Source organism: Halalkalicoccus sp. CGA53 (genome assembly GCF_036429475.1).
In the GTDB taxonomy this organism is placed as follows: domain Archaea; phylum Halobacteriota; class Halobacteria; order Halobacteriales; family Halalkalicoccaceae; genus Natronorarus; species Natronorarus salvus.
In genome coordinates, this window is sequence record NZ_CP144125.1 from 1,293,920 (window position 1) to 1,314,186 (window position 20,267).

At 66.7% G+C, this 20,267-nt stretch carries 22 protein-coding genes; 11 read left to right on the top strand and 11 right to left on the bottom strand.

Features of this window, described 5'->3' with window-relative positions:
* Positions 1–24 precede the first annotated feature (24 nt).
* The 3 genes from nthB to V2L32_RS08000 are packed head-to-tail and all read left to right on the top strand — an operon-like array spanning position 25 to position 1,687.
* Positions 25–696, top strand: coding sequence for a nitrile hydratase subunit beta (gene nthB, locus V2L32_RS07990; protein WP_331235957.1), 672 nt, complete (start codon positions 25–27; stop codon positions 694–696).
* Positions 693–1,316, top strand: a complete 624-nt coding sequence (gene nthA, locus V2L32_RS07995) for a nitrile hydratase subunit alpha (protein ID WP_331235958.1) — start codon at positions 693–695, stop codon at positions 1,314–1,316. The genes nthB and nthA overlap by 4 nt, the downstream gene beginning before the upstream one ends.
* Positions 1,313–1,687, top strand: coding sequence for a nitrile hydratase accessory protein (locus V2L32_RS08000; RefSeq protein WP_331235959.1), 375 nt, complete (start codon positions 1,313–1,315; stop codon positions 1,685–1,687). The genes nthA and V2L32_RS08000 overlap by 4 nt, the downstream gene beginning before the upstream one ends.
* Positions 1,688–1,736: 49 nt before the next feature.
* Here the strand turns inward: V2L32_RS08000 and V2L32_RS08005 are convergent, their stop codons facing one another.
* From V2L32_RS08005 to V2L32_RS08020, 4 genes are all read right to left on the bottom strand, one after another.
* A complete protein-coding gene (locus V2L32_RS08005) occupies positions 1,737–1,937 on the bottom strand; it encodes a helix-turn-helix transcriptional regulator (protein WP_331235960.1) in 201 nt (66 codons plus the stop codon).
* The gene (locus V2L32_RS08010) at positions 1,934–2,350 is read right to left on the bottom strand and encodes a DUF2178 domain-containing protein (protein WP_331235961.1); all 417 of its coding nucleotides are present in this window, start codon (positions 2,348–2,350) and stop codon (positions 1,934–1,936) included. The genes V2L32_RS08005 and V2L32_RS08010 overlap by 4 nt, the downstream gene beginning before the upstream one ends.
* A 319-nt stretch (positions 2,351–2,669) precedes the next feature.
* Complete coding sequence (locus V2L32_RS08015; RefSeq protein WP_331235962.1) at positions 2,670–3,461, bottom strand: alpha/beta fold hydrolase; 792 nt, start codon at positions 3,459–3,461, stop codon at positions 2,670–2,672.
* A 40-nt stretch (positions 3,462–3,501) separates the two neighbouring features.
* The gene (locus tag V2L32_RS08020) at positions 3,502–4,458 is read right to left on the bottom strand and encodes a phosphoadenosine phosphosulfate reductase family protein (RefSeq protein ID WP_331235963.1); all 957 of its coding nucleotides are present in this window, start codon (positions 4,456–4,458) and stop codon (positions 3,502–3,504) included.
* Positions 4,459–4,710: 252 nt separating this feature from the next.
* Between V2L32_RS08020 and V2L32_RS08025 the strand changes: the two genes are divergently transcribed.
* Positions 4,711–5,307, top strand: a complete 597-nt coding sequence (locus V2L32_RS08025; protein WP_331235964.1) for a hypothetical protein — start codon at positions 4,711–4,713, stop codon at positions 5,305–5,307.
* A 260-nt stretch (positions 5,308–5,567) separates the two neighbouring features.
* Here V2L32_RS08025 and V2L32_RS08030 read toward each other — a convergent pair whose 3' ends face one another.
* Entirely contained in the window at positions 5,568–6,539 is a 972-nt protein-coding gene (locus tag V2L32_RS08030) for a phosphoadenosine phosphosulfate reductase family protein (protein WP_331235965.1), read from the bottom strand.
* Positions 6,540–6,967: 428 nt separating this feature from the next.
* Here V2L32_RS08030 and V2L32_RS08035 point away from each other — a divergent pair, with 428 nt between their 5' ends.
* Positions 6,968–7,870 carry a hypothetical protein gene (locus V2L32_RS08035; RefSeq protein ID WP_331235966.1) on the top strand — a complete coding sequence of 301 codons (903 nt, stop codon included), beginning with the start codon at positions 6,968–6,970 and terminating at the stop codon, positions 7,868–7,870.
* 28 nt (positions 7,871–7,898) lie between these two features.
* Here the strand turns inward: V2L32_RS08035 and V2L32_RS08040 are convergent, their stop codons facing one another.
* From V2L32_RS08040 to V2L32_RS08055, 4 genes are all read right to left on the bottom strand, one after another.
* The gene (locus V2L32_RS08040) at positions 7,899–8,468 is read right to left on the bottom strand and encodes a DUF7110 family protein (protein WP_331235967.1); all 570 of its coding nucleotides are present in this window, start codon (positions 8,466–8,468) and stop codon (positions 7,899–7,901) included.
* A gap of 121 nt (positions 8,469–8,589) precedes the next feature.
* The gene (locus V2L32_RS08045; RefSeq protein ID WP_331235968.1) at positions 8,590–8,934 is read right to left on the bottom strand and encodes a glutaredoxin family protein; all 345 of its coding nucleotides are present in this window, start codon (positions 8,932–8,934) and stop codon (positions 8,590–8,592) included.
* Between the two features lie 65 nt (positions 8,935–8,999).
* Positions 9,000–9,635 carry a transcriptional regulator GfcR gene (gene gfcR / locus V2L32_RS08050; RefSeq protein WP_331235969.1) on the bottom strand — a complete coding sequence of 212 codons (636 nt, stop codon included), beginning with the start codon at positions 9,633–9,635 and terminating at the stop codon, positions 9,000–9,002.
* Entirely contained in the window at positions 9,632–10,696 is a 1,065-nt protein-coding gene (locus V2L32_RS08055; RefSeq protein WP_331235970.1) for a glucose 1-dehydrogenase, read from the bottom strand. The genes gfcR and V2L32_RS08055 overlap by 4 nt, the downstream gene beginning before the upstream one ends.
* A gap of 155 nt (positions 10,697–10,851) precedes the next feature.
* Between V2L32_RS08055 and V2L32_RS08060 the strand changes: the two genes are divergently transcribed.
* Both V2L32_RS08060 and V2L32_RS08065 read left to right on the top strand, forming a co-directional pair.
* Positions 10,852–12,096: an HAD family hydrolase gene (locus V2L32_RS08060; RefSeq protein ID WP_331235971.1), complete on the top strand. Its 1,245-nt coding sequence runs from the start codon at positions 10,852–10,854 to the stop codon at positions 12,094–12,096.
* Positions 12,097–12,152: 56 nt separating this feature from the next.
* Positions 12,153–13,124 (top strand): NAD-dependent epimerase/dehydratase family protein, encoded by a 972-nt coding sequence (locus V2L32_RS08065; RefSeq protein ID WP_331235972.1) that lies wholly within the window; start codon positions 12,153–12,155, stop codon positions 13,122–13,124.
* Between the two features lie 22 nt (positions 13,125–13,146).
* Here V2L32_RS08065 and V2L32_RS08070 read toward each other — a convergent pair whose 3' ends face one another.
* Together V2L32_RS08070 and V2L32_RS08075 are read right to left on the bottom strand one after the other, a co-directional pair.
* Entirely contained in the window at positions 13,147–13,806 is a 660-nt protein-coding gene (locus V2L32_RS08070) for a bifunctional 4-hydroxy-2-oxoglutarate aldolase/2-dehydro-3-deoxy-phosphogluconate aldolase (RefSeq protein WP_331235973.1), read from the bottom strand.
* A gap of 48 nt (positions 13,807–13,854) precedes the next feature.
* The gene (locus V2L32_RS08075) at positions 13,855–14,283 is read right to left on the bottom strand and encodes a pyridoxamine 5'-phosphate oxidase family protein (protein WP_331235974.1); all 429 of its coding nucleotides are present in this window, start codon (positions 14,281–14,283) and stop codon (positions 13,855–13,857) included.
* A 141-nt stretch (positions 14,284–14,424) separates the two neighbouring features.
* Here V2L32_RS08075 and V2L32_RS08080 point away from each other — a divergent pair, with 141 nt between their 5' ends.
* From V2L32_RS08080 to V2L32_RS08095, 4 genes are all read left to right on the top strand, one after another.
* Entirely contained in the window at positions 14,425–15,660 is a 1,236-nt protein-coding gene (locus tag V2L32_RS08080) for a mandelate racemase/muconate lactonizing enzyme family protein (RefSeq protein ID WP_331235975.1), read from the top strand.
* 254 nt (positions 15,661–15,914) lie between these two features.
* Positions 15,915–17,000 (top strand): hypothetical protein, encoded by a 1,086-nt coding sequence (locus tag V2L32_RS08085; RefSeq protein WP_331235976.1) that lies wholly within the window; start codon positions 15,915–15,917, stop codon positions 16,998–17,000.
* A gap of 37 nt (positions 17,001–17,037) precedes the next feature.
* Complete coding sequence (locus V2L32_RS08090) at positions 17,038–17,244, top strand: hypothetical protein (protein ID WP_331235977.1); 207 nt, start codon at positions 17,038–17,040, stop codon at positions 17,242–17,244.
* A gap of 196 nt (positions 17,245–17,440) precedes the next feature.
* The gene (locus V2L32_RS08095; protein WP_331235978.1) at positions 17,441–20,266 is read left to right on the top strand and encodes a M14 family zinc carboxypeptidase; all 2,826 of its coding nucleotides are present in this window, start codon (positions 17,441–17,443) and stop codon (positions 20,264–20,266) included.
* The last annotated feature ends 1 nt before the right edge of the window (position 20,267 follow it).

Here is a 20,267-nt window from a genome sequence, read left to right on the forward strand (position 1 = left end):
GCCCGTGTGAGCGGTGTGTGCGCTATGAACGGGATCCACGACCTTGGCGGAATGGACGGCTTCGGTCCACCCGACCATCACGAGCACGAGGGAGCGTTCGGCGAACCGTGGGAGGGCGGCGTCTACAGCCTCTTCGTCGCGACGCTCGGCAACGGGCTCGCCGAGCTCGACGAGTTCCGGTACGCGATCGAACGGATGCCCCCGGAGACGTACCTCGACGCGAGCTACTACGAGCGCTGGCTCGGCGCGTTCGAGACGCTACTGCTCGAAGCGGGCGTGATCGATCCCGAAGAGGTCGAAGAGCGGGTGACCGCGTTCGAGACCGAGGAGATGTCGCGCCCTGCCCACGAATCGGGGGTGTCGTTCGCGGCGCTCGCCGACGGCGTGGCGGACGCCTACTCCTCGCGGCGCGAGGGGCGGGAGCCGCGGTTCGCGGCGGGAGAGCGGGTGAGGGTGCGACGCGAGGCGCCGCGGGGACACACGCGGTGTCCGCGCTACGCTCGCGGCGCGACCGGCACCGTCGATCGGGTGGTCGGAACACACGTCCTCCCCGACGCGAACGCCCACGGCGAGGCGGGCGCGGAGCCGGTCTACACCGTCGGGATCGAGGCCGAGGAGCTCTGGGGATCGGAGGGGGAGACGAACGGGTCCGTCCACCTCGACCTCTGGGAGTCGTATCTGGGGGTGCCGGAGTGACCGAACGAACGCACGGCCGACCGGAGATCGTGGAGGAGCTCGCAGAGCGCGACCCGGAGGCCCGCGCACGGGCGCTCCAGTCGCTGCTGATCGAGCAGGGACTCCTCTCGACCGACGCGATCGACGCGGTGATCTCCCACTACGAGACCGAGGTCGGGCCGATGAACGGCGCGCGCGTCGTCGCCCGGGCGTGGACCGATTCGAGCTACAGAGAGCGGCTGCTCTCGGACGCGACGGGCGCGATCGGTGAGGTAGGGATCGAGGTCGACGAGGACGTCGTCGAGATCCGGGCGGTGGCGAACTCCTCCGACACTCACAACGTCGTGGTCTGTACGCTCTGTTCGTGCTACCCGTGGACCGTGCTCGGGCTGGCGCCGACCTGGTACAAGTCGCCGGAGTACCGCTCGCGGATCGTCCGCGAACCCCGCGCGATGCTCGCCGAGAGCTTCGACCTCGATCTCGACGAGTCGATCGGGATCGACGTCTGGGACAGCACCTCCGAGGTGCGGTACATGGTGCTCCCGCAGCGCCCGCCCGGGACCGAGGACCTGGACGAGGAGGAACTCGCGGAACGTGTCACGCGTGACGCGATGATCGGCGTGGAACGGCTCGCGCCATGAGCCTTGACGATGCCCGTACGGCAGAGGGTCTGCCGACCGACGGCGAGGAACCGGTCTTCGACTCGCCCTGGCAGGCCCGCGCGTTCGCGCTCGCGGTGGCGACGACCGATACCAGCCCCCTCGACTGGCACACCTTTCAGGCCGAACTCGTCGCGGCAATCGACGACGGGATCGGCGAGGACGGGGAGGGGATCGAGGAGGTTTACTACCGGCAGTGGCTCACCGCGATCGAGACGCTGCTGGTCGACCGCGGCGTCGTCGACGCCGGGGCGCTCGCCGACCGCGTGGACGAGTTCGAGGTCGGCGAACGCGACGCCTCCGAGTTCGTCGAGGGCGACCCGCACGGCCACTCCCACGGCCACGACCACTGATCCGATCCCGGAACCCGGTGTACGCGACACCACGGCCGGGGAGGACGTCTCACCCGTCGAGATCGGGATCGAACAGCTCCTCGACGGCGCAGTCGTAGTGGCGGGCGAGCTTGAACGCGAGCCCTAGCGACGGGTCGTAGCGCTCGCGCTCGATCGAGTTGATGGTCTGGCGTGTGACGCCGACGGCGGCGGCCAGGTCCGCCTGACTCTCCCCGGTTCGGCTTCGCCGTTCTCGAAGGTCGTTTCTCATGCACGTCGCCGGAGCACCGTGTAGATCACGCCGAAGACGGTGTAGACCGCGACGAGCGCCCACACCGACCCGTGGAACGACGGTGGGAGCGTGAGGACGCCGCCGTCTTCGAGCACGAGGCCGCCGGGCGCGCCGATGACGAGCGCGAACGCGAAGACGCCGAGGGTGTAGTCGCTCGCCCGCCGTTCGATGGCTGTCTCGCGCTCGTCGTACAGTCTCACCGGGCTGAACCACCAGACGCCGAGCATGCCGGCGAAGCCGGCCCAGTAGACCAGCACCCCGGCGAGGAACTGCTCGAGGCGGATCCCCACGAGCAGGCCGAGGATGCCGACCGCGAGCGAGCCGTAGATCAGTCGTCTGTGTCGCCGCCGTCGGGCGAGCGGTTCCGTCGTCGGTGCTGCGTGGTCGGTCATGGTAGATGGATGTCACCGGGTGTAAAGCACACGTGCCGTAAAGTATCCTTTACAGTAAAGCACCCTTTACACTACATCCTAAAACTATCGCTCGCGGTCAGCCCCCCGCTGTCGTCGTCATACGAACCGACAAGACGCGGTCGAACGGCCCACTCTCGATCGGACGTCTCTGACGACCGTGGTTCCCTGAACGGGCACGCGAGCGACGTCCGCAGCGATCGCCCAGAGCGTCCGCCGTCGGTCGTCGACGGTCACCCCCCTTCCCGCCGCTCGACGGCGCGATACACTCCGTCTCATCCGGACGACGGTGTTCGATCGTTCATTCGGCCAGAAAGCGCCGGACGCTCGCGTCGAAGCCCCGTTTCCGCTCCTCGAACGCACCGTGGCCGGTGCCGGGAAGCAGCTTGAGCGTCGCGTCCGGTATCACGTGGGCGGACTCCGCGATCAGGTCGGCGGGAAAGAGCGGGTCCTCGTCGCCGCCGATCACGAGCGTCGGCACGTCGATCTCGCTGAGAACGTCCCCCGCGTCGTGATCGAGGCAGGCGGTCACGGAGACGAGGAAGTCCTCCGGCTCCTCGGGTCGCGGGACGACCGGCGGGAGCCGTCCGAGCGCGCCGTAGACCGCCCGGCGGCGCGGGTCCTCGTACGTCACCCTGATCGTATCTCGATACAGCTCCTTCCAGTGGTTCCCACGTCCCAACTCTCGCCAGCGTTCGACGATCCGTCTCCCCTCCTCGCCCAGGCGATGTGCGGCGACGGCGATCACCAGTCGGTCGACGCACCCCGAGTGCTCAGCGCCGAGGTGTTGGGCGATCAGCCCACCCATCGAGACGCCGAGGACGTCCGCGGGGCCGACCTCCGCCAGTACCTTCGCGTAGCCCGTCGCCATCTCCCGCGTCGTCGTTTTACCACCGAGTCCCCTCGGTCGACTCACCACGTGGACGGTGTACCTGTCGGTGAACGGCCGGTAGTACCGCCGGAGGACGAGTCGAACGACCAGGGGCGTCTCCGTAGGCCCCAGCGCGTCACCCAGCCCGGGCAGTACGACCAGCGTTCGGGAGCCGTCACCGACGGTGATCGTCGGGTGACCGGCAACCGTCTCTCGGTCCATACCGGGAAAACGGTCGGGGCGTGGATAGCTCTCCCCCCGATCACATGTAGCCCAGATCGCGAAGCCGCGCCATCACGCCCTCCTTGTCCTGGGCGCGGCCCTCGCGCTCGGTCGTTCCCTCCAGGTCCTGGAGCCACGCGGGGTGGTCGGCGCTCTTTCCCGACCCTCCCTGCGTGCCGAGCGAGCGAAAGCCCTCGAAGTACTTCGGCGAGACCGGGAGGTCCTCCGGTACCAGGTCGTTCGGCAGGTCTTCGGAGCTCTCGGGGACGTATCCCACGGGAAAGCCCTCGACCAGGTCGGGGACGACGAAGCGCCAGAAGGCGTCCCAGACCGCCCGTTCGTCGAACTGCAGGATCGGATGGATCCGGTCGTGCGGCGGGTACTTCTCGGAGTCGTGACGCGGGCTGAAGAACGTTTCATTCGCCCTTGCGTCCTGTTCGTCCCAGCGAACGCCCGAGAAGATCCCGTCGAAGCCCTCTCGCTCTACGATCTCGTTGAGCGCGACGGTCTTCAGCAGGTGGTTGCCCTCGTAGCTGTCGGCGGTGAATTTCAGCACCTTCTCGTCGTACTCCAACTTCTCCCGAAGTTCGCGCCGGTTCCGCTCGTTCAGGTCGGCTACGGGAACCTCGTCGCCGGGATCGACGCCGAGGCGTTCGAAGTCCTCGTTTCGGGCGTAGCGCAGGTCGAGGTCAAGGCGCTCGGCCCACTGATCGGCGAACGCGAGCGTCTCGGGGAAGTGTTCATAGTGGTCGATGAAAACGACCGGAGGGAGTTCGTGGTCGAACTCGGCACAGACCTCGAGGAGCACGTAGAGCACGAGCGTCGAGTCCTTCCCGCCGGTCCACATCACCGCCGGGTTCTCGTACTGTTCGAGGGCGAGACGCGTCACCTCGACCGCCTTTCCCAGTTTCTCCTCCATCGCGGGGTAGTCCTCCGGGCCTTCGTCCCTGCCGTCGTCGTAATCGACCTCGACGTACCCGGGAAAGCTCTGGCTCATTCGTCGGGGAGAGACGAGACTCTCGGCTATCACCTTTGTCATGTGGATCACCGGACTGGCTGCGGTCCCCGTTCGGCCGAGTCTCGACGCGTCTGTATCGGGATGACGTGAGAATGGAGGTCGGGTTCGGGGGGGAGGGTCCCCTCTCGCTCTCTCCGGCGCGGATCGACCGGTCCGTCGTCGGTCGAATCTGGGTAGCCGACACTTCCGACACGGCAGAAAGGGTTTAGATACTCACATGTTCGACACGCTGTGAACGGGGACGAGTACGATCACCCGCTGCTGGGCGTGAACAGAGGCTACACACTCGTCGGGTTCCTCTACCTGATCCTGGGTGGGATCGTCGCGGTCGCCGATCCCGTACACACCTCCGGGGTTTCCTCCGCCGCAGAACTCCTCGTTCCCGCGTCGCTGGTCGTACCGTTCCTCTATGCGGTGAGCAACGGTGGCCCGCTTCTCGCGTTTCTGTTGAGTCAGCAGACGCTCGGGGCGATGTACCTTCTCGATCTGCTCACCGGGGGAGCGACCGTCGACCCGGTCGCCCCCCTGATCGCGCTGATGGTGGGTGCGGGAGCCGCCGGGGTGGCGGTCTACGCGACCGGCGTCCACCGTACCCGCCAGGTTCGCGTCCCCGTCTACGAGGGGTACCGGGCGAACCTCCTCTTCGCGTCCGTCTGTTACCTCGGAGCGGCTGTCGTTCTATGGACCACGTGGGACCACTGGCGCGTCCTGCGGGGAGCTATCCCCCTCTTCGAGGTCATCGACGGGATGTTCCTCGTCTCGGGGTGTCTCGTGATCGCGTACTGGCCGATCTGGATTCGGACGCTGAATCCGGCGGGCTCGGTCTGATAGGGATCATCGTAGAAGTTCATACTTCTCCGATTTCGAACCGAGCGACATCGGTGACACGTGTACCCGAGAGATTCAGTTGACTACGATGATCCCTATGAGTTCCCGACCGGTGAGACCCCCGCTCGCCCGTGACAGGTGTAGACGTTCACGAGTACACGCGTCAGGCGTCGTATCCAACGAACGTCCGCACGCGCTCTATTCGACGAGTCCTCTGTGTACGAACGAGATAGAGGGTTCCAGAAATCGTCCGCCGACTCTCACATGTAGCCGAGATCGCGAAGCCGCTCCATCAGGTCCTCTTTGTCCTGGGCGCGGCCCTCGCGCTCGACGGTGTTCTCGACGTCCTGGAGCCAGGCGGGGTCGTCCGTGGACTTCTGCGTGCTGACCTCGCTGCCGAGCGACCGGAAGCCCTCGAAGTACTTCGGCGAGACGGGGATGTCCTCCTGTTTCACGCCCTCCGGGAAGTCGTCGTAAGACTGCGGGACGTAGCCGTCCTCGGGGAAGTTCTCCACCGTATCGGGAACGACGAAGTACCAGAAGGCGTCCCACACGGCACGTTCGTCGAAGTGGAGGATGGGCTGGATGCGGTCGTGGGGCGGGTAGATCTCGGGGTCGTGACGCGGGCTGAAGAAGGTCTCGTCGGCGCGAGCGTCCTGTTCGTCCCAGCGTACGCCGGAGATCACGCCGTCGATCTCGTGCTCCTCTAAGGCGTTGTTGAGCGCGACCGTCTTCAGCAGGTGGTTACCGACGTAGGTGTCGAGCAGGAACGGGAACGTCTCCTCCTCGTACTCGAGCAGGTTGCGCACGTGATGTTGGTTCTGCTCGTTCAGTTCGTCGATCTCGATGTCGTCACCGGGCTGGAGGCCGTGTCCCTCGACGTACGCGCCGACGTCCTCGTTGCGCGCGTAGATCACGTCGAGGTCCCACTCCTCGGCCCAGCGGGCGACGAACTCGTGGATCTCGTCGAAGTGCTGGTAGTGGTCGATGAACACCGCCGGGGGCACCTCGAGGTCGAAGCGCTCTGCGACCTCCTTGATGAAGTAGAGCGTGAGCGTCGAGTCCTTCCCCCCGGTCCACATCACGGCGGGCTTTTCGTACTGCTCCAGGCCCTCTCGGGTCACCTCGATCGCCTTCTCGATCTTCGCCTCGATCGTCGGGTAGTCCTCCGGCGACTCGCTCTCGCCGTCGGTGTACTCCACGTCGAGGTACTCCGGGAAGTTCGCTGACATCGTAATTAGATCTCATTAGGCGTTCGCACAAAGTAATTGTGGGACACACGGTACCAGACGCCGGGTCAGCGGTAGGGCGCTGTCGGGTCTTCGACGTCGCGGAGCGCTGGCTGTCTCGGTATCGAGTTCCCCGTCACCCCTGGTCGGGGCCGGAGTCCCTCGGGAGCACTCGATGGGGAGACGGTGGTGCCGTCGCCCGGATCGGTCGTCGACCGACTCGGTTGCGACGGCGGATTGCTCCGTCGTCCGGTGGCCGGACCGAAGGCCCTCGACCGGCCGTCGAGGTGACCTCAGCCCGCTCGCGCGAGTCGGAGCTCTCCGGCGCGGCCGACACGGGTTAGCTATTTGTCTTCATGGTGCATACAGACCTCGGACGACGACCCCACCCGGATCCCGATCTACACGACCCGAATACCGATCCCACACCGATGAACCCGACCGACAGGGAGCTACACCGTGGCTCCGACGATCCGATCCACCGCGACAGCGCGTACTTCGACGAGCGCGCCGACCGGTTCCGGGCGGTCGAGCGGACCCTCTCAGAGCGGGCCTGCGTCTCGGGAGGCCGGAACGAACTGCCGAGATCGAACGAGACAAGGGACGAAATCGTAGAGAGCCCGGCGGCGTACGGAACGATCGACGACGTCTCGATCGTTCCGACGGACGGGCTCCCGGAGTGGTACACGGAACGCGTGTCCCACGGGGAATCGACCGCACAGGGGATCGAGAGCTGTACGCTCGAGGCGAGCCCCGTGGGGGGTCGTTCCGGCGGTCCGATCGCCCTGCTCGCCGCCGACGAGTACCTCCGACTCGACGTGCTGGTCGACGGGGTGCTGTGGGACACCTACGTCCCGGTGCCGCGCACCCCAGAGGAGTACGAGGGGTCGTCGCTGGCCACGCTCAGAGAGCGCCTCGACGGTCGCCCTATCGAGCGGTTTCACTGCGCGCGGATGCCGATCAGATACGACGATGGCCGGTACGTCCCCGACTACGCCACGGGAAGCTACGACCGCTGGCTCAGGGAGCGCGGGTTCGTCCGCTGGTCGGCGTCGGAGGGGTACGAACTGAGACCCGGGCTCCGTGTGCCGAAACTCGTCGCCGGCGTCCTCTCGGTCGTCGTGGGCTGTTCGATCGCGCTCGCCGCGACCTGGGCATTCTTCGCCGTCACGGTCCCCGAACTGTTCCTCGTCGGACTCTGGTACCTGCTCCCGCTCTCGTATCTGGGCTCGGCACTGCTGGCACGCCGCGTGTTCAGAACGGTCTTCGGGTGGCTGGGCGAGCGACGGCGACGCGGCTCGGTCGCCCGCGTCAGGAGCGGTCGCTCCCGGTGACGGTAGACGATCCGAGAAACCGGTCGAGTCAGCCGCTGATGAACTTGTTGTCGCGCCAGTTGACGCCGGGCTGGTCGTTCTGTGCGGCGTTCGGCCCCTCGACGACCTCGACGCTCGCGGGCCGTTCCTCGCCGTCGACGATCTTCGTCGCCTCGAGTTCGCCGTCGTACTCGGTGATCGCGGTGAGCGTGCCCTTCTCCGCGAGGCGGGCGATGTCACAGAGCACCTCGTACATCTGGTACTGCAGCGCCGTGTTCTGAAGGACGGTCTCCTTGTCGCCTTTGAACGCGGCGAACTCGACGAGTTCGGAGGGGATCTCCTCTTCCTCTTCGCCCCAGGCCGGCGGGCCGCCGGCTCGCTGGGGCTCTTCCTCGTAGACGCGCACCTCGGTCACGCTCGCTTTGAGCTGCGCTGTGGGGGTGTACTTGCTTACGGTTCCTTCGGTCGCGACCGCCCTGACGATCAGGGTGTTGTTCCGGCGGGTGATGTCGATGTCCTCGATCTCACCCGGGAGTCGCGGATCGTCTTCGAAGTACTCGAAGACCTCTTCGAGGGGCAGTTCCAGCGTCGAGTGAAGGTGGTATACGCGGCCTGACATGGGTTCTCCGTGATCGCGTTGGGTTCCACGCTCGGTGGACGAGCCGACCACGATGACCGGACACGCGTACATACGCGCCCGGGACTTATAGCTCCTGTCCCTCGCGGCCGCCAGCGGCGGCTCACTCGGCGTCGAGCGTCGCCGCGAGCTCGCCACGCTCGTGGAGTTCGGCGAGCACGTCGCTGCCGCCGACGAACTCGCCGTCGACGAACGTCTGGGGGGTCGTCTCCCAGCCGCTGTGTTCCTTGAGCGCGACGCGGAACTCCTCCAGCGACTCGAGCGTGTCGACGCACTCGACGTCCTCTCGGTGCTGTTTGATCAGCCGCAGCGCGCGGTCGGAGTAGCCACACTGGGGCATCAGCTCGTTGCCCTTCATGAAGAGGACGACCTCGTTCTCGGCGATGGCGGTGTCGACGCGCTCGGTGACCTCCTCCTGCGGGAGACTCTGGTTCGGGTTGAACGGCATGGCTCCCCCTAGCCGGCCCAGGAACTAATCGGTTGCGTAGCCGGTACGGGGAAACCCGGTTTCGACTACCCGCCGTCGCTGCCGACGGGGATCACCTGCACGAGCGAGTAGACGGGGACGCCGCTCACGTCCTCGACGCCCTGTTTGTCGACCATCACCGCACACGCGACCGGCTCTCCGCCGCGCTCCCTAATCGCCTCGACGGTCTCGGTCATCGTCGTCCCGCTCGTGATCGTGTCGTCGACGACGTAACAGTCCCTGTTCCTGATGTCGGCGAAGTTCCGCGAGAAGCTCCCGCCCAGGTCCTCGATGTCGCCGTCCTCCCACTGGTGTTTCCGGGGGGCGTAGGTACAGAGGTCGGTCTCGAGCTCCGCGCCGACCATCGTCGCGATCGGCGCGCCGGCCTTCTCGATCCCCACGGTGAGGTCGATCTCGTCGCCGTGTTTCGTCAGCAGGTCCGCGAGCGCCCGCGAGACGTGTCGCAGCCGGGCGCTGTCGCGGCCGATCGCACTCCAGTCGACGTGGATGTCCGCCGGGCTGCCCGGGTCGGGCCGTTCGACCGGTTCGTCGCCGCCCCCGCGTTCGACCAACCAGCTCGCCGTCTCCCGCGAGACGTTGAGTTCGTCCGCGATCTCGCCCTTCGAGAGCCCGCGGGCGGCGAGGTCCGCGGCGCTCTCGATCAGGTCGTCGACGTTCTTCATGTGCTGAATTCGAGGGCGGTTTTTATAGTCGTGTCGTCGTCCCCGAACGCCTTCTCCACTTCGTCGAGGCCGTAGATCCCGGTGACGAGGTCCGAGAGGAAGCTCTCGGGAAGCGAGGAAAGCGAGTCGCTCGCCGCCTCGAAGTGATGCACACCCGAGTTGACGCTGCCCACGAGCGCCTTGTTCTCGAGGACGAACTCGCGGTGGAGTGTCCCTCCGTCTATCTCGAACTCCCAGGAGGAGGGCACGCCCAGCAGCGCCCCGACGCCGTTCGGCGCGAGCGCCTCGATCGCCTCGAAGGCGTGTGGCGCGTAGCCCGTCGCCTCGTAGACGAAGTCCATCGACTCGTGGACCGCTCTCAGTTCGGAGACGGGCGTCTCCCGCGAGTCGACGTACGTCGCCTCGAGCGACTCGATGAGGTCGATCGTCGGGTCGGGTCGGTCGCGCCGGCCGAGACAGTACGTCCGCTCGAATCTGTAGACGTGTTCGCACATCGCGAGCGTGAGCAGTCCGAGGCTCCCGTTGCCGAGTACGAGCGCGCTCTCGGGCTCCCAGGTGAACGCCGAACGTGCTGCCGTGGCGTGCGCTACGGCCTTCTCGGTGATACTGATCGGTTCGATCAGGAAGCCCATCTCCGCCTGGTCCTCGGGGATAGGTACCAGGAACTCCTCGGCCGAGGTGACGTACTCCGCGGCGAAGCCGTGGGCGCCGACGATCCCCCGTTCGACGTACTCGCCCTCGGGTGCCATGTCGGCCTCCCCACGCTCGAAGTAGGGGTTCGTCCCGTTCGGCGGGCGTCTGACGGTGGGAACGACGACGTCGCCCTCCTCGAACCCCGTGCCGTTCGGGTCCTCGACGACGCCGACGGCCTCGTGACCGAGGACGAGGTGGTCCTCCCCCTCCGGTGGGCCGCCGTGGCCGCCCGCGATCACCTCGCGATCGGTCCCGTCGATCCCCACTCTCAGTACTCTGACGAGCGCCTCTCCCTCGGCGGGGTCGGGTCGCGGCTTCTCGATCACGGTGGGTTCGGTCTCGCCCTCCCGTACGACGACTGCTCTCATAGGTCGGTGTGGGTGCCGCACGGGTATAAACATTCATTCTATAGCGAGTAAAGATATTCACCGCGGGAACGCTGCCCCTCGTGTCCGCCGCATTCCGTTCGTCGCGGGCCGAGAGGTGGGCGACAGTATATGCCGAGGCCGCGACGATGGGTGGTATGGAACGGTACGACCAGCTCTACCGGCTCTACGACGAGTTCCCGACCGCGCACGTCAGACAGTACCAGGAGTTCGTCGACCTCTTCCCGCCGATCGACTCGCGGGTCGCGCTCACCCACTGGCAGAACGCGAGCGACGAGCTCGCGGGGATGAAAGACGAGATCCGCGAGGCCTTCCCGGAGGGCGAGACGTTCGCCGACCTCGCCGCACGGGCGACGCGCGAACAGGCGTTCACCGCGCTCGATCTGTGTACCAAGTACAGGCGGGCGGTGAACGTGCTCGTACTCGACGTGGACGAGACGCTCCGTTCGGCGGGCAACACCGACAACGAGATTCCCCGGTCGACGCTCTCGCTGCTCACGCGCTTTCACGAGGCCGGCGTCCCGATCGTCATCTGCACGGGCCAGACCCTAGAGAACGTGAAGGGGTTCATGATCCAGGGGCTGGGCAGCGAGATCGTCCACTCCGGGGAGCTCTCGATCGTCTACGAGGCGGGCACGGGGGTGTTCACGCCCGGCCACGGCGCGAACACGAAACAGCTGCTCTACGAGGACCTGGATAGCGAGGTGGTCGCGGTCTTCGACGAGCTCCGGTCGCGCGTGCTCCGCGACGCACCCGACCACCTCCGTCGGGGGTGTCACCTCCAGGGCAACGAGTTCAACGTCACGATGAAGCCGAACTTCGCGACCGGGGGGAGTCAGGCGAGGGAGCTGATCGACGATGCGCTCGTCCACGAACTCGACCTGCTGGGGGACGCGGTCGCGGAGCGCATCGAAGAGGAGAGAAACGAGGTTCACGGGTGGACGCGCGCGTTCTACGCCGACGCCGACCCGGAGATCCGGTCGGTGCTCGAACGATCCGGAGGGATCGGCGAAGCGGACCCGGGGGACGTCCCCGATCGCGCTCGCGAGTTCTTCGAGCGGATCGACGTCGCCTACTACGAGGCCGACGCCGCCGAGATCGGAAGCCTCGAACTGAACAAGGTCGTCGGCGTCGAGGCCGCCTTTTCGGTCCTCGCTATCGACGACCCGTTCGCGCTCGTGATGGGCGACTCGAAGAGCGATCTTCGGGTCATGGAGTGGGTCGCCGAGGAGGGTGCCGGGATCGCCGCCGCCCCCGAACACGCCTCCGACGACGTGCTCGAACACGTCCTCTCGGGCGACGAGCTCGTCTTCGACCGCGGCGCCAGCGCCGAGGTGCTCCGGGTGGCCTACGCGCTCAACCGACTGGCCGCACTCGACTGATCCCCCGGATCCGACCGCCGGTGGATTTAGGGTCTCCCTCCCTGACCGATCGAACGATGTGCGCTACCGTCTTCGTCGCGGGGGCGACGGGCGTTCTCGGACGCCGACTCGTCGACCGGCTCACCGACGTCGGGTACGGGGTTGTGGGGTTGGTCCGCGACGACGCCGGTGCCGAGTCCGTGCGATCGGGAGGCGGTCTCCCCCATCGCGGCGACGTCCTCGACCGTGGCTCGATCGGGGAGGGCGTCGAGGGTGCGGACGTCGTGATCAACGCGGCGACGGCGATCCCGACCGGAACGAAGCCGACGGCCGCGGAGTGGGAGCGAAACGACCGCATCAGACGGGAGGGGACCCGGAACCTCGCTGTCGTCGCGGCGGCGGAGGGGGTCGACCGGTTCGTCCAGCAGAGCGTCGTGTGGGTCGCCCGCCAGTCCGACGGGAGCGCGTTCGACGAACGGGCGGAGCCCACCCCCGACCGGACGACCGAGTCGGCCGTCGACGCGGAGCGGATCGCCCGCGAGGTCGGCCGTGACGGGGTCGGAGACGTGACGGTCCTGCGTGGCGGCTGGTTCTACGCGCCCGACTCGGCGCAGACCCGGGCGATCGCGGAGAGCCTGCTGTCGGGCGAGATGCCGATCGTCGGTGGTGGCCTCCTCGGCCGTCGTGACGCCGTCGTCTCGACGATCCACGCGGACGACGCGGCCACGGCGTACGTGAGAGCGATCGAGGACGGCGCCTCGGGGACCTTCCACGTCGACGACCGGCCCGTGACGGTCGCGACGTTCCTCCGGACGTTCGCAGACGCGCTCGACGCACCGGAGCCCCGCCGGGTGCCGGGCTGGCTGGCCCGGTTCGCCGTCGGACGCGACACGGTCCGGTTCCTCACGAGCTCGATGCCGACCACGAACGACCGTTTCCGGGAGGTCGCGGCCTGGGAGCCGACCTATCCGACGGTGGAGGAGGGCGTCGCTGCGATCGTCGAGCGGTGGGGGCGCGAGGGCTACCCGTTCGAGACGGAGGCGGGATGACGCCCTCCCGATCTCCGGTCCCTCACTCGCCGCGCTCCCCCCGCGCCGCCTCGACCGTCCCGACGAACTCGCGCGCACGCTCGGTCAGCGCGTCCCAGTCCTCGCGATCGACGATGGAATCCGAGACGAGCGCGCTCCCCGTGCCGACGGCGAGCGCCCCCGCTTCTACGTACTCGGTGGCGTTCTCGAGGTCCACCCCTCCGGTCGGTATAATCGGGATCTGACCGAGCGGGCCGTGGATCGATTCGATGTGCCCCGGGCCGACCGACGACGCCGGAAAGAGTTTGACGGCGTCCGCACCCGCCTCGTACGCCCGGAGCGCCTCGGTCGGGGTGAAGACCCCCGGCATCACGACCAGTCCGTACCGGTTCGCCGTCTCGATCACCTCCGGATCGAGCGTCGGCGTGATGACGAACTCCGCGCCCGCGAGCGAGGCCGCCCGCGCCGTCTCGCTGTCGAGGACGGTCCCGACGCCAACGGCGGTCCACTCGGGGAGCTCGGTCGAGAGCTCCTCGATCATCCGCATCGCGCCGGGGGTGTCCGCCGTCACCTCGACGGCCGTGACGCCGCCCTCGGCGAGTGCCCTCGCGATCTCCACGACCGTCTCCTCGGTGACTCCCCGCAACACGGCGACGACGCCGCCGTCGACGATCCGCTCGAGACCGTTCGTCTGCTCGCTCATGTACCCCGTCGACCGCGAACGGTGATAAAGACAGGCGGATGGGGTCCGTCACGTCGGCGCGTACGACTGGTCCCGTGCGACGACCGTCTCCGGGTCGAACCGGACCAGCCTGTACCGATCGGGTACGTCGAACACCCCGAGAAACCGGTCGTCCCACCGCTCTCTCGGGCCAATGTACCGCGAGAAGACCGCACTCGCCCGCTCGGGATCGAACGGCTCGACGCTCGCCCGTCCGCGCATCCCGACGTGCTGGACGAGCCCTCGCTCCGCGTCGAAGTCGACGACCGCGACGGCGGTCCTCGGGTCTCGCTCGATCCGGGCCGGGTAGCTCTTGGTGACCGGGTCGGCGACGATCCAGAGGTGGTGGCCGTCCCAGTCGTACCACAGCGGTGAGACCCGCGGCCCCTCGTCCGTGGCAGTCGAGAGGAAACAGAACAGCGGCCGCGCTAGGAACGTGTCCACGTCGACACCGAGCATGTCCTCGACGAGTCACATGCGCCCTCTCGGAAACCACGCGGCAAAAAGTGCGAGCCTTCGCACTCTCAGCTGTTTTCACTCGAACCGTACTCCTCTTTCGGAAATCCCCACGTTTTAGGTGAAGACCACCACAGAGGGGGTATGGTACGCGACTACGCCCAGCTCCACGACCCGAACGCGGAGTACACGATGCGTAATCTCTCCGCCCGATCGATGGACCTGAGTGCCTCGCGGGGCGACCGCGACGTGACGATCACCGACGTCCAGACGACGATGGTGAACGGGAACTTCCCGTGGACGCTCGTGCGGATCTACACCGACGCCGGAGTCGTCGGTACGGGCGAGGCCTACTGGGGCGCGGGCGTGCCCGAACTGATCGAGCGGATGAAACCCTTCCTCTTCGGCGAGAACCCGCTCGACATCGACCGGCTCACCGAGCATCTCGTCCAGAAGATGTCCGGCGAGGGATCGATCGCGGGCGTCACCGTCACCGCGATATCGGGCATCGAGATCGCGCTCCACGACCTCGCGGGGAAGATCCTCGACGTCCCCGCCTACCAGCTGTTAGGGGGGAAGTACAGAGACGAGATGCGGGTCTACTGTGACTGTCACACGGCCGACGAGGCGGACCCGATCGCCTGCGCCGACGAGGCCGAACACGTCGTCGAGGAGCTGGGCTACGACGCGCTGAAGTTCGACCTCGACGTGCCTTCCGGTCACGAGAAGGACCGCGCGAACCGCCACCTCCGGGAGCCGGAGATCGCACACAAGACCTCGATCGTCGAGGCGGTCACCGACAGAGTGGGTTCGCGTGCGGACGTCGCCTTCGACTGTCACTGGACGTTCTCGGCGGGGAGTGCGCGACGGCTCGCGGGGGCACTGGAGGAGTTCCCGGTCTGGTGGCTCGAGGACCCCGTCCCGCCGGAGAACCACGACGTCCAGCGCGAGGTCACCCGGTTCACGTCGACGCCGATCGCCGCGGGCGAGAACGTCTACCGGAAACACGGCCACAGAAAGCTCGTCGAGGATCAGGCGGTCGACATCATCGCACCCGACATGCCGAAGGTCGGCGGGATGCGCGAGACGCGAAAGATCGCCGATCTCGCCGACACCTACTACGTTCCGGTCGCGATGCACAACGTCGCCTCTCCCGTGGGTACGGTCGCGAGCGCACACGTCGGCGCGGCGATTTCGAACTCGCTGGCCGTCGAGTACCACTCGTATCAGCTCGGTTGGTGGGAGGACCTGGTCGAAGAGGACGTCATCGAGGAAGGCTACATCGAGATTCCCGAGGAGCCGGGACTGGGCGTCACCCTCGACATGGACGCGGTCTCCGAGCACATGATGGAGGGTGAGGAGCTCTTCGACGAGGCGTAAGCCGACGTCGCGCTCGCCGAGCGCCGCTCGGTCGTGTCAGCCGAGGTGTTCGAGATTCGAACCTGCGGGGTCGACCACCGCTGTTTTCGACGCCCGCGATCGGCCGGACACCTACGAACAGTGAAATAAATCTCATTAGTGATCGGCGTCAGTGTACGAACCGAGTTGGGGGACACAGCACGGTGACGGAGGGGGGATCGAACGCCCGGACGGGGACGACCGCCGGAGACGGGTCCACCGTGGGACGTCGTCGGATGCTTCGAACGGGGGTGAACGTGGGGGTGTGTGGCGTCCTCGCGTTCGGTCTCGGCGCCGACTACGTCTCCACGGACGACCCCGGGACGATCACGTACGCGCTGGCTCGCCCGGAGCCGGACTCGGCGACCCTAGTGCCCCGAACGAAGGAGGTGCCACCCGCCTGGCACGAGAGCCTCCGGCACGCGTTCGCGGCCCAGGATCGGATCCGGGAGCTGGAGCTCTCCCCGCTGATCGAATCGTTCGTCGTTCCCGGTAGTTTCGACGGACACGAGGCGTCACTCTCGGTCACGGCGACCGACGAGGGGGTACGCGAGCGTCTCGAACCGATCCTCGATACGGTGCCCCTCGACCTGAACGTCGCCGACGAGGTCCCTCCAGCACCCGCAACGGGTACCGAGTCACCGGAGCCGTACCAGATAGCGGAGCTGGATCCCGATCGGATCCCGGGCGGCGTTCTCTGTGAGAGCGACGACAGCGTCGGGACGCTCGCTCCGGCGCTGTTCGGTGCGGAGAGCGGATCGCGGTTCTTCGGGACCTCGAACCACCTGTACGGGGAGGGCGGGACGAAGGAGACCGAACACCGGGGCGAACCGCTGTCGGTCGTTCACGACGACGAATCCCGTCGGATCGGCGACGTCCACCGGGGCTATCCGCTGGCGGATCTCGTCGTGGCGACGCCCGTCGACGGCTACCGTCCGGCAGCCGAGATCGAACGGGCGTTTCCCTCTCGCGTCATCGGGCAGTACACGAAGGCGGGTCTGGCTGAGCTGGCCGCTCGGGGGGAACCGCTGACGAAACTCGGCGCGATGACCGACGAGACCAGCGGACGGATCGAGGGGATCGACGGGGTGACCTGTTTCACCGGCGAGCTCTGCAGGGAGGGACAGCTCAAGTGGGGCGACGAGGAGTCGTTCACCGACGGCGACAGCGGCTCGGTGAACTTCCACGTCGACGAGGAGCGCCCCGAGGAGTACGTCCTCGTCGGCGGGATGAGCAACGCCCGGACCTGGTGGCCGGGGGCCGATTTCATCTGGGGGACCGCCGGCTACCACCTGCTGGAGGAGTACGGGATCCACTTCTAACCATGCTCACATCGTTCGACACCCAGGCGGTGGATACATGAGCCCCTCCGGATCGTCCCGGCCGTCGGATCGGCTCACGGAGGCCCTCCGCTCGGTTCCCTGGCGAGTCGTTCTCGTCGACCTCGCGTTCGTCGTCGTGTGGGTACTCGCAGTTTCGCTCGCCTTTCGGATAGTCGACGCTCCGATCTGGCTCTACTACCTCGTCGCCTTCGGCGGCGTGATCGCCTACTCGCTCGCGAGGTAGCGTTCGATTCCGTCTCGTAGGTAGCCCGAAACCGAGAATCCTTACCAGAAACAGTAATCGCTCAACTAGATAAAACGAACTATCCAACTAGAAAATAATACACAATTTTAGAATAATATTCAATCCCACTAGCTAGATTTATTATCGGTAATTGTATTTACAGTCCTGTGTGGGGGTCATTTCCACACAGATGCCTATGAGCAAACAAGAAACACGACCTGATACGGTATCCAATCCGGATGAAGAATCGAACCGTTATACCTACGAGGAGGCGACGGAACTCGACGAGAGTGCCTTCGACGGTGACACCATCGGGCGGCGCACCTTCTTGAGCGTCGCGGCCGCGACCGGCGCCGCACTCACCCTCCCGGGTGCGGTATCGGCAGAGGTCTCGGACGACCGAGTGACTGACCTCGGCGAGTTCGTCGTCAACGCTACACCCGACAGTTACGAGGCGACGCTGGTCCTCGAGTTCGAGGACGTCGATTCGGTACACTCGTTCTACGACGAGTTCGGCGAACCCGACTGGGACATCGACGAGGACCTTCGCGCGACGAAGGTCGTCTACCGCGAGGAGCCGACGCCGGCCGCGCACGCCTACCTCACCGAAGCCGAGCTATCTGACGCCCTCGACACGTTCGACGGCATCGAGTTCGTCGACTACTCGCCCGGCGCGAACCCGTTCTGGACACTCGAAGAGCCCTACGGCGACTACGATGTCTTCCCCGAGTACGTCGAGGAGTTCGACGTCTTCCCGCGAGTCGAGGACGCCCGCGACTGGACCTCTCACGGGGAGACCGGCCAGGCACTCGACCACCTCGCCGAGGAGTACCCCGACATGGTCAGCGTCGAGCGGATCGGCCACGGACCTGGCTGGCCGAACGTGTTCACCGGCGAGGATCCCGACCAGCGCGACATTTACATCGCGGAGCTGACCAACGACGTGCAGGACCGCGAAGCGTTCGCCGAGAAGGAGAAGGCGGTGTTCATCGTCGGCATCCACGGCAACGAGCGCGCGGGCGTCGAGGCCGGCAGCCGAATCCTCGAGAGCGCCGCGAAGGGGGAGGCCGAGGATTTCAACCCGTTGCTCGACGACATCGCCATCGTCTACGTCTACATCAACCCGGACGGGTGGACCATCCGGAAGCCTACCCTCTGGAGCCCCAACCAGCTCTCGCACTACCGCGGGAACGGCTCCCTGCTCGACACGAACCGCCAATACCCGACGATCGGCTGGGCGAACCCCTCGTTTTGGCCCGCCGACGCCGGCAACGAGCCCGACGTTCGCCCCGGTTACGACGTCGGCTACTGGGACGTCGTCCCGGACGCGATGGCGACCGTCGAGCATCTCCGGGCGTACGAGAACGTCGAGTACCTCTGTGACTACCACATGATGGGGTGGGCGAGTCAGATGGTGCTGAACCTCGAGTCCAACGCCGCCTACGACCACGACGGTACCCACAACCTGGACGAGGTCAACCGGCGGATCGGTGCCGCGATGGAGGACTACTGGGGGAGTCCCGATGCGATCGCCGACGACACCATCCGGGCCGGGGCGGACACGAGCTGGCGGTCGAACTACGTCCCGAACACCCTGTTCGACTACGGCTCGATCTACGACTCGCTCGGCTACAACATCACCGGTGGGCTGCTCGGCTGGGCCGGCCAGCCCGAGGAGTTCGGCGGCCTGGGCGCCATCACGGTCGCCCCCGAACTGGGGATGCGCGACGCGACGAACTGGCGACCGTACATCGAGCGACACCTCGAGACCGCCTACTACCTCTCCCAGCTCGAGTACGCCAGGCTCTGTGCCGCGGATACGAACGCGACGGTCGCCACCGACGGTCAGGACACGGCCTACGTGACCACCGACGAACTGACGCGCCGGTCGGCGGACCTCTCGCACACCGACGAGAGCCCCGGCAGGGGTCGAGGCCGCGGGCAGGACCGCGCCACGGAGGTTCGACGCCGTCACGGGACCGTCCAGCCCGGTCCCGGTGGGAGCGCGAGCGCGTCCTCCGAGGAACGAACTCACTCGCTGGCCGCGCAGTTCGACGCCGGAGACGCCGAGGAGGGAGTCGTGCGACTCCTCAACCCCGGTGGCCAGGTCGTTCGCGAGATCGACCTCGCCGAGAGCGACGAGACGGGGTTCTACGTACCGAACCCCGCCTCTGGCGACTGGTCGGTCGAGTACGAGGGCGAGGGCGACGTCGAGGTCGAGTTCGTCACGATCGAGACGGACGAGGAGCACCCGGACCCCTGGGAGGCCTTCGGCTACGAGCAGACCGAGTACGTCGTCAACCCGATGCAGTTCTTCGCCGATCTCGAACCTCACCTCGAGGACGGCGGTATGGACGGACTGCGCGTCCACGACGTGCGGGTCGGCCGGCTGATGAGAGGCCGATCGGGCCGGCGCCGGTACGACAAGGTCGTGATCTCCCACGACGTCGGGCGCGACGACGACCGCTACGTCGAGGCGATCGAGGAGTTCGTCGAGGCCGGCGGTGACCTCGTGCTCACCGACACGGGTCTCTACCTGCTGGACGCGCTGGAGGTGGGCGACGCGGCGAATATCTCCGAGGACGACCTCCAGAGCATCGAGGTCGGCATCGCGAACCTGTTCGACCGGGACTTCGACCACTACCTGCTGTCGGGTATCCGGAACCTGCAGCACGAGATATGGAAGAGCCCGCAGGTGGGATACGTCCCAAATACGAACGACCAACCGGCCACCGTCGTCGACGACGACGCGTTCGCGGCCGCCGGTGGCGACGTCGCCGGACGGATGAGCGGCGACGGTGTGGGGGGTGTAGCCGCCGGCTCTCTGTCGGCTGGCGACGCCGAGATCAACCTGATCGGATCGGCCCTGCCACCGGCGAACCAGCGCGAACTGCACCCGTTCGGGATGGCCGACTACGCGGTGTCGTTCATGGGTCACACGATGCTCTGTAACGCGCTGGGCTTCGAACAGCGCCGGTTCGTCGAGGGCGAGCTAGTCGGGACCTGGGGCGAACTCCGGTAGC

Excerpts from the sequence above, each read along its gene's own strand:
- nthB (WP_331235957.1), top strand. The coding sequence starts at position 25 with ATGAACGGGATCCACGACCTTGGCGGAATGGACGGCTTCGGTCCACCC.
- V2L32_RS08000 (WP_331235959.1), top strand. The coding sequence starts at position 1,313 with ATGAGCCTTGACGATGCCCGTACGGCAGAGGGTCTGCCGACCGACGGC.
- V2L32_RS08005 (WP_331235960.1), bottom strand. The coding sequence starts at position 1,937 with ATGAGAAACGACCTTCGAGAACGGCGAAGCCGAACCGGGGAGAGTCAG.
- V2L32_RS08010 (WP_331235961.1), bottom strand. The coding sequence starts at position 2,350 with ATGACCGACCACGCAGCACCGACGACGGAACCGCTCGCCCGACGGCGG.
- V2L32_RS08015 (WP_331235962.1), bottom strand. The coding sequence starts at position 3,461 with ATGGACCGAGAGACGGTTGCCGGTCACCCGACGATCACCGTCGGTGAC.
- V2L32_RS08020 (WP_331235963.1), bottom strand. The coding sequence starts at position 4,458 with ATGAGCCAGAGCTTTCCCGGGTACGTCGAGGTCGATTACGACGACGGC.
- V2L32_RS08030 (WP_331235965.1), bottom strand. The coding sequence starts at position 6,539 with ATGTCAGCGAACTTCCCGGAGTACCTCGACGTGGAGTACACCGACGGC.
- V2L32_RS08035 (WP_331235966.1), top strand. The coding sequence starts at position 6,968 with ATGAACCCGACCGACAGGGAGCTACACCGTGGCTCCGACGATCCGATC.
- V2L32_RS08040 (WP_331235967.1), bottom strand. The coding sequence starts at position 8,468 with ATGTCAGGCCGCGTATACCACCTTCACTCGACGCTGGAACTGCCCCTC.
- V2L32_RS08045 (WP_331235968.1), bottom strand. The coding sequence starts at position 8,934 with ATGCCGTTCAACCCGAACCAGAGTCTCCCGCAGGAGGAGGTCACCGAG.
- gfcR (WP_331235969.1), bottom strand. The coding sequence starts at position 9,635 with ATGAAGAACGTCGACGACCTGATCGAGAGCGCCGCGGACCTCGCCGCC.
- V2L32_RS08055 (WP_331235970.1), bottom strand. The coding sequence starts at position 10,696 with ATGAGAGCAGTCGTCGTACGGGAGGGCGAGACCGAACCCACCGTGATC.
- V2L32_RS08060 (WP_331235971.1), top strand. The coding sequence starts at position 10,852 with ATGGAACGGTACGACCAGCTCTACCGGCTCTACGACGAGTTCCCGACC.
- V2L32_RS08065 (WP_331235972.1), top strand. The coding sequence starts at position 12,153 with ATGTGCGCTACCGTCTTCGTCGCGGGGGCGACGGGCGTTCTCGGACGC.
- V2L32_RS08070 (WP_331235973.1), bottom strand. The coding sequence starts at position 13,806 with ATGAGCGAGCAGACGAACGGTCTCGAGCGGATCGTCGACGGCGGCGTC.
- V2L32_RS08075 (WP_331235974.1), bottom strand. The coding sequence starts at position 14,283 with ATGCTCGGTGTCGACGTGGACACGTTCCTAGCGCGGCCGCTGTTCTGT.
- V2L32_RS08080 (WP_331235975.1), top strand. The coding sequence starts at position 14,425 with ATGGTACGCGACTACGCCCAGCTCCACGACCCGAACGCGGAGTACACG.
- V2L32_RS08085 (WP_331235976.1), top strand. The coding sequence starts at position 15,915 with ATGCTTCGAACGGGGGTGAACGTGGGGGTGTGTGGCGTCCTCGCGTTC.
- V2L32_RS08090 (WP_331235977.1), top strand. The coding sequence starts at position 17,038 with ATGAGCCCCTCCGGATCGTCCCGGCCGTCGGATCGGCTCACGGAGGCC.
- V2L32_RS08095 (WP_331235978.1), top strand. The coding sequence starts at position 17,441 with ATGAGCAAACAAGAAACACGACCTGATACGGTATCCAATCCGGATGAA.